At 61.7% G+C, this 16,806-nt stretch carries 16 protein-coding genes; 13 read left to right on the plus strand and 3 right to left on the minus strand.

What is annotated here, in order from left to right; genetic code table 11:
- Window positions 1–39: 39 nt before the first annotated feature.
- From NAV32_RS12980 to NAV32_RS12990, 3 genes are read right to left on the minus strand one after another with little or no spacing between them, the layout of a single operon-like run.
- Window positions 40–1,221, minus strand: coding sequence for an acetyl-CoA C-acetyltransferase (locus NAV32_RS12980; protein ID WP_256053222.1), 1,182 nt, complete (start codon window positions 1,219–1,221; stop codon window positions 40–42).
- A gap of 34 nt (window positions 1,222–1,255) precedes the next feature.
- On the minus strand, window positions 1,256–1,912 hold the full coding sequence (locus tag NAV32_RS12985) for a CoA transferase subunit B (protein ID WP_256053223.1): 657 nt from the start codon (window positions 1,910–1,912) through the stop codon (window positions 1,256–1,258).
- A gap of 39 nt (window positions 1,913–1,951) precedes the next feature.
- Window positions 1,952–2,650, minus strand: coding sequence for a CoA transferase subunit A (locus NAV32_RS12990; protein ID WP_181086396.1), 699 nt, complete (start codon window positions 2,648–2,650; stop codon window positions 1,952–1,954).
- Window positions 2,651–2,804: 154 nt separating this feature from the next.
- Here NAV32_RS12990 and NAV32_RS12995 point away from each other — a divergent pair, with 154 nt between their 5' ends.
- The 13 genes from NAV32_RS12995 (at window position 2,805) to NAV32_RS13055 (ending at window position 16,709) form a co-directional block, all read left to right on the plus strand.
- Window positions 2,805–3,722, plus strand: coding sequence for a LysR family transcriptional regulator (locus NAV32_RS12995; protein ID WP_256053224.1), 918 nt, complete (start codon window positions 2,805–2,807; stop codon window positions 3,720–3,722).
- A gap of 205 nt (window positions 3,723–3,927) precedes the next feature.
- The gene (locus tag NAV32_RS13000; protein ID WP_272890277.1) at window positions 3,928–4,881 is read left to right on the plus strand and encodes an AraC family transcriptional regulator; all 954 of its coding nucleotides are present in this window, start codon (window positions 3,928–3,930) and stop codon (window positions 4,879–4,881) included.
- 226 nt (window positions 4,882–5,107) lie between these two features.
- Complete coding sequence (benA, locus tag NAV32_RS13005) at window positions 5,108–6,469, plus strand: benzoate 1,2-dioxygenase large subunit (RefSeq protein ID WP_256053226.1); 1,362 nt, start codon at window positions 5,108–5,110, stop codon at window positions 6,467–6,469.
- Window positions 6,470–6,958 carry a benzoate 1,2-dioxygenase small subunit gene (gene benB / locus NAV32_RS13010; protein ID WP_256053227.1) on the plus strand — a complete coding sequence of 163 codons (489 nt, stop codon included), beginning with the start codon at window positions 6,470–6,472 and terminating at the stop codon, window positions 6,956–6,958.
- Between the two features lie 10 nt (window positions 6,959–6,968).
- Entirely contained in the window at window positions 6,969–7,979 is a 1,011-nt protein-coding gene (gene benC, locus NAV32_RS13015; protein ID WP_256053228.1) for a benzoate 1,2-dioxygenase electron transfer component BenC, read from the plus strand.
- 115 nt (window positions 7,980–8,094) lie between these two features.
- Window positions 8,095–8,874: a 1,6-dihydroxycyclohexa-2,4-diene-1-carboxylate dehydrogenase gene (locus NAV32_RS13020; RefSeq protein ID WP_256053229.1), complete on the plus strand. Its 780-nt coding sequence runs from the start codon at window positions 8,095–8,097 to the stop codon at window positions 8,872–8,874.
- 118 nt (window positions 8,875–8,992) lie between these two features.
- On the plus strand, window positions 8,993–10,336 hold the full coding sequence (locus NAV32_RS13025) for an MFS transporter (protein WP_256053230.1): 1,344 nt from the start codon (window positions 8,993–8,995) through the stop codon (window positions 10,334–10,336).
- Window positions 10,337–10,365: 29 nt separating this feature from the next.
- Window positions 10,366–11,487: a muconate cycloisomerase family protein gene (locus NAV32_RS13030; RefSeq protein ID WP_256053231.1), complete on the plus strand. Its 1,122-nt coding sequence runs from the start codon at window positions 10,366–10,368 to the stop codon at window positions 11,485–11,487.
- Window positions 11,488–11,502: 15 nt separating this feature from the next.
- Complete coding sequence (catC, locus tag NAV32_RS13035; RefSeq protein ID WP_256053232.1) at window positions 11,503–11,793, plus strand: muconolactone Delta-isomerase; 291 nt, start codon at window positions 11,503–11,505, stop codon at window positions 11,791–11,793.
- Between the two features lie 71 nt (window positions 11,794–11,864).
- Complete coding sequence (catA, locus tag NAV32_RS13040) at window positions 11,865–12,803, plus strand: catechol 1,2-dioxygenase (RefSeq protein ID WP_256053233.1); 939 nt, start codon at window positions 11,865–11,867, stop codon at window positions 12,801–12,803.
- A gap of 253 nt (window positions 12,804–13,056) precedes the next feature.
- Entirely contained in the window at window positions 13,057–14,283 is a 1,227-nt protein-coding gene (locus NAV32_RS13045; protein WP_256053234.1) for a benzoate/H(+) symporter BenE family transporter, read from the plus strand.
- Between the two features lie 132 nt (window positions 14,284–14,415).
- Complete coding sequence (locus tag NAV32_RS13050) at window positions 14,416–15,678, plus strand: OprD family porin (RefSeq protein ID WP_423836431.1); 1,263 nt, start codon at window positions 14,416–14,418, stop codon at window positions 15,676–15,678.
- Between the two features lie 188 nt (window positions 15,679–15,866).
- On the plus strand, window positions 15,867–16,709 hold the full coding sequence (locus tag NAV32_RS13055; RefSeq protein ID WP_256053236.1) for an IclR family transcriptional regulator domain-containing protein: 843 nt from the start codon (window positions 15,867–15,869) through the stop codon (window positions 16,707–16,709).
- Window positions 16,710–16,806 lie beyond the last annotated feature (97 nt).

The following is a 16,806-nucleotide window of genomic DNA, read 5'->3' on the forward strand; positions in this document are numbered from 1 at the left end:
GTTGGAAAGAGTCCTCCTGTGTGATTCGGCGTGGGCCGTTCAGTTGCGTTCGATGGCCAGCGCCACACCCTGGCCGCCACCGATACAAAGCGTTGCGAGGCCTTTCTTCGCGTCGCGGCGAATCATTTCGTGCAGCAGGCTGACCAGAATCCGGCAGCCCGAGGCGCCGATGGGGTGGCCAAGGGCGATGGCACCGCCGTTGACGTTGACCTTGCTCGCATCCCAGCCCAGCTCCTGACCGACCGACAGCGCCTGTGCGGCGAAGGCTTCGTTGGCTTCGATCAGGTCCAGCTCATCCAGCGACCAGCCGGCTTTTTCCAAACAGCGGCGAGTGGCCGAAACGGGGGCAATGCCCATGATCGCGGGATCGACGCCGGCGTTGGCATAGGCCTTGATCTGCGCCAGCACCGGCAGTCCGAGCGCTTTGGCCTTGGCTGCACTCATCAGCAGCACTGCGGCGGCACCGTCGTTGAGTGAAGAGGCATTGCCGGCAGTCACTGATCCGTCTTTCTTGAAGGCAGGCTTGAGCCTGGCCAGCGATTCGGCAGTGGTGCCGGCACGTGGCTGCTCATCGGTGTCGAAACGCAGCGGCTCGCCTTTGCGCTGAGGGATTTCGATGGGAGTGATCTCGTCCTTGAAGCGACCGGCCTCGATGGCGGCAACGGCCTTCTGCTGCGAGGCTGCGGCGAAGGCATCCTGGGCTTCACGGCTGATGCCGTACTTGTCCACCAGGTTCTCAGCGGTGATACCCATGTGGAAATCGTTGAAGGCATCCCAGAGGCCGTCGCTGATCATGCTGTCGACCAGTTCGGCATGACCCATGCGCAACCCGGTGCGGGCTTTGGGCAGTACGTAGGGCGCCAGGCTCATGTTCTCCTGGCCACCGGCGATGATTACCTCGGCATCGCCGCAGCGAATCGCCTGGGTCGCCAGGTGCAGCGCCTTGAGGCCGGAGCCGCAGACCTTGTTCAGGGTGAAGGAGGGCACTGCATGCGGCAGGCCGGCTTTGACCGAGGCCTGTCGTGCCGGGTTTTGGCCCGCGCCGGCAGTGAGTACCTGGCCGAGAATGACTTCATCGACTTCGGCGGGGTTCAGGCCGGTCTGCTCCAGCAGGCGCCTGATCACGGCAGCGCCCAACGCTGGTGCGGAAATGTTGGCCAGCGCCCCCTGAAAGGCGCCGATGGCAGTACGGGTGGCGGCGACGATAACGACGTCTTGCATGGTTGTGCTCCGGGAAAATTCCGATCAAATGGGTTTAGAAGGACATTTCCGGTACGTCATCCGGGACCACCAGTTTTCCGGCGGTCTTGGCGACGATTTCCTCGACGCTCACCCCCGGTGCGCGCTCCTTGAGCACGAAGGCGCCGTCCTCGATTTCCAGATAGGCCAGATCGGTCAGCACACGCTTGATGCAGCCGGCGCCGGTCAGCGGCAGGGTGCATTTGGATAGCAGTTTGGATTCGCCGTCCTTCGAGGCGTGGGTCATCAGCACGATGATGTTGTCCGCGCCGGCCACCAGGTCCATCGCGCCGCCCATGCCCTTGACCAGCTTGCCGGGGATCATCCATGAGGCGATGTTGCCGTTCACATCCACCTCGAAGGCGCCGAGCACGGTCAGGTCGATGTGGCCACCGCGGATCATCGCGAAGGATTCAGCGGAGTCGAAAATGGAAGCGCCAATGCGCGCGGTGACGGTCTGCTTGCCGGCGTTGATCATGTCGGCGTCGAGCTCTGCCTCGGTGGGGAAAACGCCCATGCCGAGCAGGCCGTTCTCCGATTGCAGCATCACTTCCATGCCGTCGGGCACGTAGTTGGCCACCAGCGTCGGGATGCCGATGCCGAGGTTGACGTAAAAGCCGTCCTGCAATTCACGGGCGACGCGCTGCGCCATTTGTTCGCGGGTTAGTGCCATGGGTTTCAGCCTCTTGTTTTTTTAGAACTGCGACAGGTTTCAGCTGCGCACGGTGCGCTTCTCGATGCGCTTCTCGAAGGTGCCGCAGATGAGGCGGTCGACGTAGATACCGGGCGTGTGGATCTGCGCGGGGTCGATTTCGCCGGGCGCGACGATCTCTTCGACCTCGACCACGGTGATCTTCCCGGCTGCTGCGGCCAGCGGGTTGAAGTTCTGCGCGGTGTGGCGGTAGATCAGGTTGCCGTAGTGATCGGCTTTCCAGGCCTTGACGATGGCGAAGTCACCGGTGATGGCCTGTTCGAGAATGTGCGGGCGACCGTTGAATTCCCGCACTTCCTTGCCTTCGGCAACAGGCGTGCCGTAACCGGTGGCGGTGTAGAAGGCAGGAATTCCGGCGCCGCCGGCGCGCATCTTCTCGGCCAAGGTGCCCTGGGGGGTCAGTTCGACTTCCAGCTCGCCATCGAGCAACTGCCTTTCGAACAGGGCGTTCTCACCAACATAGGAAGCGATCATCTTGCGGATCTGCCGGTCTTCGAGCAGCAGGCCAAGGCCGAAACCGTCGACGCCGCAGTTGTTGGAAACCACTGTCAGATCGCGCGTGCCCTTGCGCTTGATCTCGGCAATCAGGTTTTCCGGGATGCCGCACAGGCCGAAGCCGCCGGCCAGAACGGTCATGCCGTCCTGCAACCCTTCCAGCGCCTCGGCATAACTGCTGACGCGTTTATCGAAACCAGCCATAAATAAGTCCTTCTTGTTTTTTGGGAGACTCGTTCGGGTCGAGTGTTTCCCCAGTGGAGTAATTTGTTAAGTTGATTTTTAAGAATCATTGATTGTTAAATCGAAACAGTGGCCTTTTGGAGGCTGTTTCAATTCCGTATCCGGGAGCGGGTAAATGACAGTCAAGCAGTTGCGAGCCTTCCTTGCCGTTGCCCAATCCCTAAGCTTTGTCCAGGCGTGCGAGCGACTGCATCTGTCACAGTCGGCGCTGAGCCTGACCATCAAGGCGCTGGAAGAGGGCCTGGGCGGGCGGCTGTTCAGTCGCACTACGCGCGCCGTCAGCCTGACGCCGGAAGGCGAAGTGCTGCTGCCGCTGGCGCGCCGGCTGCTGGCTGACTGGGATAATGCCGAGGATGAGTTGCGCCAGCGCTTCACCCTGCGCCAGGGGCGGGTGACGCTGGCTTCGATGCCTTCCTTTGCCGGTAACCTGTTACCGTCGGTGCTGCGTTCGTTTCGCCAGCAGTACCCCTCGATCAGCGTCACCGTGCATGACGTCATCAACGAGCAGGTCATGGAGATGGTGCGCGACCGCCAGGTCGAGCTGGGCATCGCCTTCGAGCCCGAGCCCGGCATGCCGCTGGATTTCACGCCCTTGTACAGCGACCGTTTCGTGGCCGTGGTGCCTGCCGATTCGGTGCTGGCCGGCTGCACTGAACTGGCTTGGCAGCAGTTGCTCGATTATCCATTCATCACCCTGCAACGCCCGTCAACGGTGCGCTTTATGCTGGAAGATCACCTTCGCCAGCGTGGCTGGGTGTTGCCGGTGCAGTTCGAAAGCCACCAGCTGGCAACCGTCGGTCGCATGGTCGCCAGTGGTCTGGGTGTCAGCGCAGTACCGGCGCTGTGTCAGGCGCAAATGCTCGAACTGGGCGCCTGCTGCGTCGCGTTGACGGAACCTCTGATCGAGCGACCGGTTGGCATCCTTACCAAGCCCGGCCATGAGCTGTCGGTGGCAGCGCAGGCCATTGCCGATACATTGCGTGCGGCGACAGGCTATCCAGAGACGGGCAGGGATGTTGTGTCAGACAAGTGACCGTTCGGTCATTAGCCCTTAGAAAGCGTGCGATTATCGGGCGGACCGCCTGTTGGGCCTTGGTCTTATCTCCTATGCTCCAAGCCAGCGATATTCTGTTCGTGACCAGAGTGGCCATTGTGCGCTCTGCCGTACGACAGGCGAGGGCGTGGAACAGGTTCTGACAACGCCCGGCCTCACCAATAACTATAAAGAGTGCCTTGTGATGGTCAGCTTGCTGGGTGCAAGAAATACGGTTTTTGAACATGCCGACCCCTATATGGTGTCGGACTACGTCAATCAGCATGTTGGTACGCACTGCATCCAAATGCCGCGCGCCGGCAGTCCGCAGGCCAGCCTGAGCCATTGCAGTTTCGGCAAGCTGGATCTGTGCCAGATCAGCTACGGCGGCAGCGTGCATGTCACTTCCCCCGCGCTGGAAACGATCTACCACCTGCAGTTGCTGCAGCGTGGCCATTGTCTGTGGCGCGGGCGTGGTCAGGAGCATTACTTCACCCCTGGTGAACTTCTGCTGATCAACCCGGACGACCCGGTCGATCTGACCTATTCCGACGATTGCGAGAAACTGATCGTCAAGCTGCCGGCTTCCTTTCTCGAACAGGCCTGCAGCGACAACCAGTGGCGTACGCCGAGTGAGGGTATTCGCTTTACGGCCAGCCGTTACGACCTGAGCAAGCTCGAAGGTATCGAGGGCTTGCTCGGCCTGATCTGCCAGGAAGCGAAAGCCGAACACTGCGTTGCACAATTGCAGGAGCAATACGGGCGCATCATTGCCTCCAAGCTGCTGTGTACCCTTGCCAACAATATTCAGTGTGAGCCGCTGGGTGACAGTTGTCCCTCGTTCGGGCGCATCACCGACTACATAGACGAGCACCTGAAAAAGGATATTTCCGTCGAGCAGCTGGCTCAGCTGGCGCGCATGAGCCCGCGCTCGCTCTACATGTTGTTCGAGCGCAGGGTCGGCACCACGCCCAAATCCTATATTCGCCAGAAGAAGCTGGAACAGATTCATGGCCGACTGAGCGACCCATCGGCCAAGGTCCGCAATATCACCGAAATTGCCATGGACTACGGTTTCCTGCATCTGGGCCGGTTCTCGGAAAACTATAAGAGCACCTTTGGCGAACTGCCGTCCGATACGCTGCGCCGCCACCACTGAGTCCCCCTTCGAGCTGCCCATCACCTGCGGCGGCTCTTTTCACTCCCTTCCTCTTTTGCTTCCCGCGCCTTCTGACAGGCGGTGGGCGGCGAGCTTGTGCCCGGACATGCGGCGCCATGTCGCATTGCAGAAAACGGATATAGGTGCTGCAGGAAACGGATATTGATGCCCGTTCATGCGCCATAACCTTCATCACGTAGAAACAATAACAATGGAGGTCCCGGCCATGTCCCTGGGAATCGAATACCTTGATTCGCTTGTTGAAGACGACAAAGAAAAAGGCATCTTCCGCTGCAAGCGCGAGATGTTCACCGACGAGCGCCTGTTCGAACTGGAGATGAAGCACATCTTCGAGGGCAACTGGATCTACCTCGCGCACGACAGCCAGATTCCCGAGAAGAACGACTATTACACCACCCACATGGGTCGTCAGCCGATCTTCATCGCCCGCAACAAGGAAGGCGAGCTCAACGCCTTCATCAACGCCTGCAGCCATCGCGGCGCGATGCTGTGCCGCTTCAAGAGCGGCAACAAGGCCACCTACACCTGTCCGTTCCACGGCTGGACATTCAATAACTCCGGCAAGCTGCTCAAGGTCAAAGACCCCAAGGAAGCTGGCTACCCGGACAGCTTCAACTGCGACGGCTCCCATGATCTGAAGAAGATCGCCCGCTTCGAGTCCTACCGTGGCTTCCTGTTTGGCAGCCTGCGTGAGGATGTCGCGCCGCTGGAAGACTTCCTCGGCGAGTCGAAGAAGATCATCGACATGGTCGCCGACCAGTCTCCCGACGGCATTGAAGTGCTGCGCGGTTCCTCCAGCTATGTGTTTGGCGGCAACTGGAAGCTGACGGCGGAGAACGGCGCTGATGGTTACCACGTCACCGCCGTGCACTGGAACTACGCTGCTACCCAGCAACAGCGCAAGCTGCGCGAGGCCGGTGAAGAGATCCGCACCATGAGTGCCGGCGGTTGGGGCAAGAAGGGCGGTGGTTTCTATTCCTTCGAGAACGGCCACCTGCTGCTCTGGACGCGCTGGGACAACCCCGAAGACCGCCCCCTCTATAGCCGCCGCGATGAGCTGGTCGCTGAAGTGGGTGAGGCTCGCGCTGACTGGATGATCGGCAACTCGCGCAACCTCTGCCTGTACCCGAACCTGTACCTGATGGACCAGTTCGGCTCGCAGCTGCGCATCGCCCGGCCGATCTCGGTGGACGAGACCGAAGTCACCATCTACTGCATCGCGCCGAAGGGCGAAAGCGACGAAGCGCGCGCCACCCGCATCCGCCAGTACGAAGACTTCTTCAACGTCAGCGGCATGGCCACGCCGGACGACCTGGAAGAGTTCCGCGCCTGCCAGGCCGGCTTCCAGGGCCGCGCCATGGAGTGGAACGACATGTCTCGTGGTGCCAAGCACTGGATCGACGGCCCCGATGAGGGCGCCAAGGAAATCGACCTGCACCCGCTGCTCAGTGGCGTCCGCTCCGAGGACGAGGGGCTGTTCGTCATGCAGCACCGCTACTGGCAGGAACAGATGATCAAGGCCGTCGAGACCGAACAGGCGAAGCTGATTCACGTGGAGGGCGCGTAAATGGCCATTACCTACGAAGCCGCGCGCGACTTCCTCTACCGCGAAGCGCGCTACCTCGACGACAAAGAGTGGGATGCCTGGCTGGAGCTCTACGCGCCCGATGCCAGTTTCTGGATGCCGGCCTGGGATGACCGCGACCAGCTGACCGAAGACCCCCAGCGCGAAATATCGCTGATCTGGTACGGCAACCGTCGCGGCCTGGAAGACCGGGTGTTCCGCATCAAGACCGAGCGCTCCAGTGCCTCCATTCCGGACACCCGCACCTCGCACAACATCAGCAACCTCGAGCTGCTCGAGCAGGCTGATGGCGTCTGCAAGCTGCGCTACAACTGGCACACCATGAGCTTCCGCTACAAGACCGTCGACCACTTCTACGGCACCAACTTCTACACCCTGGATGTACGCGGCGAGAACCCGCTGATCAAGGCCAAGAAGGTCGTGCTGAAGAACGACTACATCCGCCAGATGATCGACGTGTATCACCTCTGAGGGCGCCGCCATGACTCACAAGATTGCTTTGAACTTCGAAGACGGCGTCACGCGTTTCATCGATGCCCATATCGGTGAAACCGTGGCCGACGCCGCTTATCGTCAGGGCATCAACGTGCCGCTGGACTGCCGCGACGGCGCCTGCGGTGCCTGCAAGTGCTTTGCCGAAGCCGGGCGCTACGACCTCGGTGAGGAATACATCGAAGACGCACTGAGCGAAGACGAGGCCGAGCAGGGCTACGTGCTGACCTGCCAGATGCGCGCCGAGAGCGATTGCGTGATTCGCGTGCCGGCTTCATCGCAAGTGTGCAAGACCGAGCAGATCAGTTTCGAGGCGGCGATCAGCGATGTACGCCAGCTCTCCGAGAGCACCATCTCGCTGTCGATCAAGGGCGATTCGCTGACCCAACTGGCGTTCCTGCCGGGGCAGTACGTCAACCTCAAGGTGCCGGGCAGCGACCAGACCCGCGCCTACTCCTTCAGCTCCATGCCGCGCGATGGCGAAGTCAGCTTCCTGATCCGCAACGTGCCGGGCGGACTGATGAGCAGCTTCCTCACTGGCCTGGCGAAATCCGGCGACAGCCTGACCCTGGCAGGCCCGCTGGGCAGCTTCTACCTGCGCGACATCAAGCGTCCATTGCTGCTGCTGGCCGGTGGCACGGGCCTCGCGCCGTTTACTGCCATGCTGGAAAAAATCGCCGAGCTGGGCAGCGAGCATCCGTTGCACCTGATTTACGGCGTAACCATGGATCACGATCTGGTGGAAATCGACAAGCTCGAAGCCTTCGCCGCGCGCATCCCCAATTTCACCTACAGCGCCTGCGTGGCGAGCCCCGACAGCGTCTGGCCGCACAAGGGCTACGTCACTCAGCACATCGAGCCGAAGCACCTGAATGATGGCGAAGTGGACATCTACCTCTGCGGTCCGCCGCCGATGGTCGAGGCCGTCAGCCAGTTCATCCGTGAACAGGGCCTGCAACCGGCGAACTTCTACTACGAGAAATTTGCCGCCAGTGCGTGAGCGGATGAACGGCTTCCGTAGGAGCGAACTTGTTCGCGAAAGAGGTCGGCATAGAAACAGCGGCCCGGACTCTGCAGCGCAAGAGCTCGCGAACAAGGGTATCGAGGGTAGTTAGATGAACAAGCGTTTTGAAAACAAAGTGGCTGTGATCACCGGCGCTGCCCAGGGCATCGGGCGCCGTGTAGCCGAGCGCATGGGCGCAGAGGGTGGCCGGCTGGTGCTGGTGGACCGTTCCGAGCTGGTTCACGAACTGGCCGACGAGCTGGGCGCAAAGGGCGTCGAAGTGCTGACCCTGACCGCTGATCTGGAGCAGTTCGCCGATTGCCACCGCGTCATGGACGCGGCCAAGGAGCGCTTCGGTCGTCTCGACATCCTCGTCAACAACGTAGGCGGCACCATCTGGGCCAAGCCCTTCGAGCATTACCTGGAACACGAGATTGAAGCTGAAGTGCGCCGCTCGCTGTTCCCCACGCTGTGGTGCTGCCATGCCGCGCTGCCGCATATGCTGGAGCAGGGCGCGGGCGCCATCGTCAACGTGTCTTCAATCGCTACCCGCAGCGTAAACCGCGTGCCCTACGGCGCGGCCAAGGGCGGCGTGAACGCGCTGACCGCGTGCCTGGCCTTCGAGAACGCCCAGCGTGGCATTCGCGTCAACGCCACCGCACCGGGCGGCACCGAAGCACCGCCTCGGCGCATTCCGCGCAACAACGCCGAGCAGAGCGAGCAGGAAAAGATCTGGTATCAGCAGATCGTCGATCAGACCATCGATTCCACACAGATGAAGCGCTACGGAACCATCGACGAGCAGGCCGGGGCGATTCTGTTTCTGGCCTCCGACGATGCCAGCTACATCACCGGCGTGACCCTGCCGGTGGGCGGTGGCGATCTCGGCTGATAGCCGAGCGCCGCTACCCGCTTTTTGCAGCACGTACGAAGTATCGCAGTGCGTACAGCCCGATCTCAGCGGCTGGCGCGATGAACCATGACTTACAAAAACAATAGAGAGTCTTGCCATGCGTACAGTTGACGTTCATGAAGTTATCGATAACGCCCGTTTCAGCCAGTTCCACTGGCTGGTTATGTGCCTGTGCGCACTGCTGCTGATCTTCGACGGCTACGACCTGTTCATCTACGGTGTGGTGCTGCCGGTGATCATGACGGAGTGGGGGCTGACGCCGCTGCAAGCAGGCGCGTTGGGCAGCTACGCGTTGTTCGGGATGATGTTCGGCGCGCTGATCTTCGGCACCCTGGCCGACCGTATCGGGCGCAAGAAGGGCATCGCCATCTGCTTCGTGTTGTTCAGCGCTGCGACGGTGCTCAACGGCTTTGCCAGCACGCCGACCGAATTCGGCATCTTCCGCTTCCTCGCCGGCCTCGGCTGCGGCGGGCTGATGCCCAACGTGGTGGCGCTGATGAACGAATACGCGCCGAAGAAGCTGCGCAGCACCCTGGTTGCCATCATGTTCAGCGGCTATTCGCTGGGCGGCATGCTCTCCGCCGGGCTGGGCATCTACATGCTGCCGAGCTTTGGCTGGGAAGCGATGTTCTTCGCCGCTGCGGTGCCGCTGCTGCTGTTACCGGTAATTCTCTGGAAGCTGCCCGAATCAGTGGGCTTTCTGGTGCGCCAGGGCCGTAACGAACAGGCACGCAAACTGCTCAATCAAATCGATCCGAGCCTTGCGCTCAGCGCCAGCGACGAGCTGGTGATCACCGAGGTAAAAGGCAAGAGCGCCTCGGTGATCGAGCTGTTTCGCGACGGCCGTCTGCTCGGCACGCTGTCGATCTGGGTGGCGTTCTTCTGCTGCCTGCTGATGGTCTACGCGTTGGGTTCCTGGCTGCCGAAGCTGATGGCCAACGCCGGTTACAGCCTGGGGTCGAGCCTGTCGTTCCTGGTGGCGTTGAATCTGGGCGGCATGTTCGGCGCAATTCTCGGCGGTTGGCTGGGGGATCGCTTCAACCTGGCCAAGGTGGTGGTGGTGTTCTTCGCCGTGTCAGTGGTCTCCATCAGCCTGCTGGGTTTCAAGACACCGACGCCGGTGCTCTACAGCCTGATCACCCTTGCCGGCGCCACCGTGATCGGCACGCAGATTCTGCTCTACGCCTGTGCTGCGCAGTTCTATGGCCTGTCGATCCGCTCCACGGGTCTGGGCTGGGCCTCGGGCATCGGCCGCAATGGCGCCATCGTCGGCCCGCTGCTCGGTGGCGCGCTGCTGGGTATCAACCTGCCGCTGCAACTGAACTTCATCGCCTTCGCCATTCCTGGTGTGGTCGCCGCGTTGGCCATGGCTGTCTACGCCGTCTCCGGTCAGCGCAACAGCGGCGTCACGCCAACTGGCCTGTCGGCGGCGAAAGCCTGAACACTGAAATAGAAACTCCGGGAGCCGATATGAGCCATACCCTGATCGAAAGCATCCAGACGGTCATCGTCGACCTGCCCACCATCCGCCCGCACAAGCTGGCGATGCACACCATGCAGCAGCAGACGCTGGTGATCATCCGCGTGCGTTGCAGCGATGGCGTGGAAGGTATCGGCGAATCCACCACCATTGGCGGCCTGGCCTACGGCAACGAAAGCCCGGAGAGCATCAAGAGCAACATCGACAGCCATCTGGCGCCGATGCTGGTTGGTCAGGATGCGAGCAACATCAATGCCGCCACGCTGCGTCTGGAGCGGATCGCCAAGGGCAACACCTTCGCCAAGTCCGGCCTGGAGAGCGCGCTGCTCGACGCCCAGGGTAAGCGCCTCGGCCTCCCGGTCAGCGAACTGCTCGGCGGCCGCGTCCGCGACAGCCTGGAAGTGGCCTGGACCCTGGCCAGCGGCGACACCGCCAGGGATATCGCCGAAGCCGAGCAGATGCTCGATATCCGCCGCCACCGCATCTTCAAACTGAAGATCGGCGCCAACCCGCTGGAGCAGGATCTCAAGCATGTAGTGGCGATCAAGCGGGCGCTGGGTGATCGCGCCAGCGTGCGCGTCGACGTCAACCAGGGCTGGGACGAATCCCAGGCCATCCGCGGCTGCCGGGTGCTGGGCGAGAACGGTATCGACCTGATCGAACAGCCCATCTCGCGGATCAATCGCGGCGGCCAGATTCGCCTGAACCAGAGCAGCCTGGCGCCGATCATGGCCGATGAGTCCATCGAGAGCGTGGAAGACGCCTTCAGCCTCGCCGCTGACGGCGCCGCCAGCATCTTCGCCCTGAAGATTGCCAAGAACGGCGGCCCGCGTGCCGTGCTGCGTACCGCACAGATTGCCGAAGCGGCGGGCATCGCCCTCTACGGCGGGACCATGCTTGAAGGCGCCATTGGCACCCTGGCTTCGGCCCATGCCTTTGTCACCCTGAACAAGCTGACCTGGCACACCGAGCTGTTCGGCCCGCTGCTGCTCACCGAAGAAATCGTTACCGAGGCGCCGGCGTACCGCGACTTCCAGCTGGAAGTCCCGCGCACGCCGGGCCTCGGCCTGACCCTGGACGAAGAGCGCCTGGCGTTCTTCAGCCGCAAATAACCGGAGGCTGGAAACATGCTGTTCCACGTAAAGATGATCGTGAAGTTGCCACTCGACATGGCCCCGGCCAAGGCCGCCAAGCTCAAGGCCGACGAAAAGGAACTGGCGCAAAACCTGATGCGCGAGGGCAAGTGGCGCCATTTGTGGCGCATCGCCGGCCAATACGCCAACTACAGCGTGTTCGATGTGGCCAGCGTGCAAGAGCTGCACGACACCCTGATGCAGCTGCCGCTGTTCCCCTACATGGAAATCGAGGTCGATGCGCTGTGCCGTCATCCGTCCTCGGTCCGTGAAGACGATCGCTGATCACCGTTCAAGGCCGGGCACGTCCCGGCGCGTCAACCGTGTAACGACAAATACAAAATGAGGCCTGAGCCATGACTGTGAAAATTTCCAACTCCGATCACGTCCAGAACTTCTTCAAGGAAGCCAGCGGTTTCCGGAATGATGAAGGTAGCCGCCGCCTGAAGACCGTGGTCAACCGTATCCTGGTGGACACCGCGAAGATCATCGAAGACCTGGAAATCACTCAGGATGAGTTCTGGAAAGCGGTGGATTACCTCAATCGTCTCGGTGGTCGCAACGAGGCCGGCCTGTTGGTGGCGGGCCTGGGCCTGGAGCACTACCTCGACCTGCTGCAGGACGCCAAGGACGAGCAGGCCGGCCTGATCGGCGGTACCCCACGCACCATCGAAGGCCCGCTGTATGTAGCCGGCGCACCGATTGCCGAAGGTGAAGTGCGCATGGACGACGGCAGCGAAGACGGCATCGCCACCGTGATGTTCCTCCAGGGTCAGGTCACCGATGCCGATTGCAAGCCGGTCGCCGGTGCTACCGTCGATCTCTGGCACGCCAACACCCAGGGCAACTATTCCTACTTCGACAAGAGCCAGTCGGACTACAACCTGCGCCGGCGCATCATCACCGACGCCGAAGGCCGTTATCGCGCCCGCAGCATCGTGCCGTCCGGTTACGGCTGCTCGCCGGATGGTCCGACCCAGGAATGCCTCGACCTGCTGGGTCGTCATGGCCAGCGTCCGGCGCATATCCACTTCTTCATCTCCGCGCCGGGCCATCGCCACCTGACCACGCAGATCAACCTCTCCGGCGACAAGTACCTGTGGGATGACTTTGCCTACGCCACTCGCGATGGCCTGGTCGGCGACATCCGCTTCAACGAAGACGCCGAAGCCGCCCGAACCCGTGGTATTGAAGGCCGCTTCGCCGAAGTGGACTTCGACTTCCAGCTGCAGAGCGCACCAGCGCCACAAGCCGAACAGCGCAGCCAGCGTCCGCGCGCGTTGCAGCAGGCCTGACCGGAAGGCGCTACGCGCCGGCTGTTTGCCCGGTGCGTAGGGTGGATGACGTTCTTCTCAGCCACCGGCTTTTGCGTGAGGTGGATGAATAAAGCGCCATCCACCCCACGCAAGCAGCAGGCTTGGTAGGGTGGATAACGCTCTTTTTATCCACCGCGTCACCCGCTTGGTTTCACCGTTCCATCGCTTCATCTCTACAACAAGAGCAATCCGGGCACTGCCACGGATAGCCATGCCTGACTTGCGAGGCACCATGAAAACGCTACTGAAGGACTGCTCGGTCTCCGCCGTGGTGGCCGGTTTCATCGCGACGGTGATCTCCTATGCCGGACCGCTGGTGATCATTTTCCAGGCGGCCAAGGCAGCCAACATGCACCATGACGTGTTGTCGTCCTGGATCTGGACGATTTCCATCGGCAGTGGCGTGCTCGGCATTCTTCTAAGCCTGCGCTACAAGGTGCCCATCGTCATTGCCTGGTCCGCGCCCGGCTCGGCGCTGCTGGTTACCCTGTTGCCCGGTATTACCCTGAATCAAGCCGTCGGCGCCTATCTGGTGGCCAACGCGATCATCCTGCTGGTCGGCCTGTCCGGTGCCTTCGATCGCATCATCGGCAAGCTGCCCGCTGCGATTTCCGCGGCCATGCTGGCAGGCATCCTGTTTTCCTTCGGCACCGGCCTGTTCGTCTCGGTCAAGGATCAGCCCTGGCTGGTGCTGGCGATGTTCACCACTTACCTGATCTTCAAGCGCGTGATGCCACGTTATGCGGTGCTCGCCGTGTTGGTGGTGGGCGTGCTGATCACGCTCGCCAGCGGCGAATTGAACAGCGGGGCGCTGGTGATCGGGCTGGCCACTCCGGTCTGGATTACGCCCGAATTCAGCTGGCAGGTGATGCTCAGCATTGCCTTGCCGCTGGTCATGGTGTCGCTGACCGGACAGTTCGTGCCGGGCATGGTGGTGCTACGCAACGATGGCTACCAGACACCGGCCAGCCCGCTGATCAGCAGCAGTGCGCTGGGTTCGCTGCTGCTGGCGCCGTTCGGCTGCCACGGGCTGAACCTGGCGGCCATCACTGCCGCCATCTGCACCGGCAAGGAGTCTCACGAAGATCCCGGCAAACGCTACGTCGCGGGCGTTTCTGGCGGTGTGTTCTATCTGTTGCTGGGCGTTTTCGGCGCAACCCTGGTATCGATCTTCAGCGCATTTCCCGCCGCCCTGATCGCCGCCCTTGCAGGCCTTGCGCTGCTGGCGGCGATTGGCGGCGCACTGAGTTCGGCAATGGCGGTCCCGAAGGATCGTGAAGCGGCCCTGATCACCTTCCTGGTAACCGCTTCGGGCATGTCGTTGCTGGGACTGTCCGCCGCGTTCTGGGGGCTGATCTTCGGCATTACCGCCCATCTTCTGCTGGGGCTGACGAAGCCCCATCCAAGCATTTCGGCCCACCCGCCAGCCGTTGCCGAAAGGGAACAGCCGGCGCGCTGAAAACCTGCACAGCTACACCCCAAAAAAACAACGCAAAGAGCAACCGAACTTGCCGCCTGTTTCCGGTGCTGTGCCCGGAACGCGGCGACCTGTGCCCAGAAAACAACAACAACGAGAAAAGACATGACCAAAATGCTGAAAATCTCTCCGCTGGCCCTGGCTGTCGGAGCCTCCTTCATGCTGCCGTCTGCCTTCGCTGCCGAGGGTGGTTTCATCGAGGACAACACGGCAACCCTGCAGGCGCGCAACTATTACTTCAGCCGGGATTTCTCCGACATCGTCGGCCCCAACCAACAGTCCAAGTCCGAAGAATGGGCGCAGGGTTTCATCCTCAAGGTGAACTCCGGCTACACCCAGGGCACGGTCGGTTTCGGGGTCGATCTGCTCGGGCAACTGGGCATCAAGCTCGACAGCAGCGGGGGGCGGGCCAACACCGGATTGCTGCCGACCGACACCGATGGCAAGGCCGTGGACAACTACAGCCGCCTCGGCGCAGCGCTCAAGGTGCGGCTGTCGCAGACCGAACTGAAGATTGGCGAGCAAACGCCGAACCTGCCGGTGCTCACCTTCAGTGATATCCGCCTGCTGCTGCCGACCTACCAGGGCGCCAGTATCGTTTCCCGCGAGATCGACGGCCTGACCCTGCAAGGAGGCCAGTTCCGTTCCGGCAGCCTGCTGAACGCGGCGGGTGACGGCAAGATGCGCGCCAAGCTCGGCCATACGCCACAGCAGGGCGGCGATGCGGCGACCGACCGCTTCAACTACGCTGGTGCCGATTACGCTTTCAACGACAAGCGCACCTCGGTTGGCGTCTGGTACGCGCAATTGGAGGACATCTACAACCAGCGTTTCTACAGCCTCAAGCACAGCGAGCCGGTGGGCGACTGGGTACTGGGCGCCAATACCGGCTTCTACGACTCCAAGGAAGACGGCGATCAACTGCTGGGCAATATCGACAATCAGGCGGCGTTCTCCCAGCTTTCGGCCAAGTACGGCGGGCATACCTTCATGGTCGGCTATCAGGCCATGTTCGGCGATGACGCCTTCCCGCGCGTCTTCAACAACATCACGCCGCTGGGCAACGAAGTCCCTACCTATGAGTTCGCCGGAGCCGACGAGCGCTCCTGGCAGGTTCGCCATGACTACGACTTCGCCGCGCTGGGCGTCCCCGGCCTGGTGACCACGGTGCGCTACATCAGCGGTAACAACGTGGACACTGGCAGGGGCTTCGAGGGCAAGGAGTGGGAGCGCGATCTGGACGTGGGTTACACCTTCCAGAGCGGCATCCTGAAGAACCTCAACGTGCGGGTGCGCAACGTGGTCGCGCGCTCCAACTACCGCAGCGACATCAACGAGAACCGCCTGATCTTCAACTACACCTGGCAGCTGTTGTAAGGGACCGAGCTCCCGCAGTCGCTGGCTGCGGGCCAGCCAGCATTGCCTGGCGCAGCGCATGGACGGTGATCGACAAGGCCTAGCGTCGACAACTGTTACTAAAGAGGACGACCAGCCTCGGGATAACTTTTGCGATTATCGAATAGTCGCTCGATAATCGATTATCCCTTTGGCAAGGCAGCCCTAACATGAATGACGACACCCGCCCGGATACCGTACCGATGGCACCAGCCATCGTCGCATCTCCAGCAAAGCGCATTGAAGCCCTGACGGGCGATCCGAACTTCATGAGTTCGCTGGCGCGCGGGCTGGCGGTGATTCATGCCTTTCAGGAGCGCAAACGCCATCTGACCATTGCCCAGATCAGCCACCGCACCGAGATTCCCCGCGCGGCGGTGCGGCGCTGCCTGTATACGCTGATCAAACTCGGCTACGCCACCACGGACGGACGGACCTATTCGCTGCTGCCCAAGGTGCTGACCCTCGGCCATGCCTACCTGTCCTCGACGCCGCTGGCGGTGACTGCGCAACCGATCCTCGACCAGCTCAGCAACCAGCTCCACGAAGCCTGCTCTATGGCGACCCTGGAAGGCGACGAGGTGCTCTATGTCGCGCGCTCGGCCACGCCGCAGCGACTGATTTCCGTCGACCTCAGCGTCGGTAGTCGGCTGCCGGCCTATTGCACCTCCATGGGCCGCATCCTGCTGGCCGCGCTGGATGATGCGGCGCTGGAGGATTATCTGGAACACGCCAACCTGCAGATCAAGACCAGCCGTACGTTGCACACGCCGGAAGCGATCCGCGCCTCGATTGCCGACATCCGCGAGCAGGGCTGGGTGATCATCGATCAGGAACTGGAAGTCGGTCTGCGCTCACTGGCCGTGCCCCTGAAAGACTCCGCCGGCCAGGTTCTGGCCGCACTCAACGTTGGCACCCACATCAGTCGCGTAACCCGCCAGGAACTGGAAACCCGCTTCCTGCCGGTGTTGCTGGAAGCAAGCAAGGAACTGAGTACGCGGTTGTTTCATTGAGGGTTTAACGAACGTGCAGCAAATGACGGAAGCGCCTTCGGCGATTCCATCCTACGTTTTCACGGTCCCGCTTTTTGTAGGTTGGATTAGCCGAAGG

Source organism: Stutzerimonas stutzeri (genome assembly GCF_024448695.1).
GTDB lineage: Bacteria > Pseudomonadota > Gammaproteobacteria > Pseudomonadales > Pseudomonadaceae > Stutzerimonas > Stutzerimonas stutzeri_T.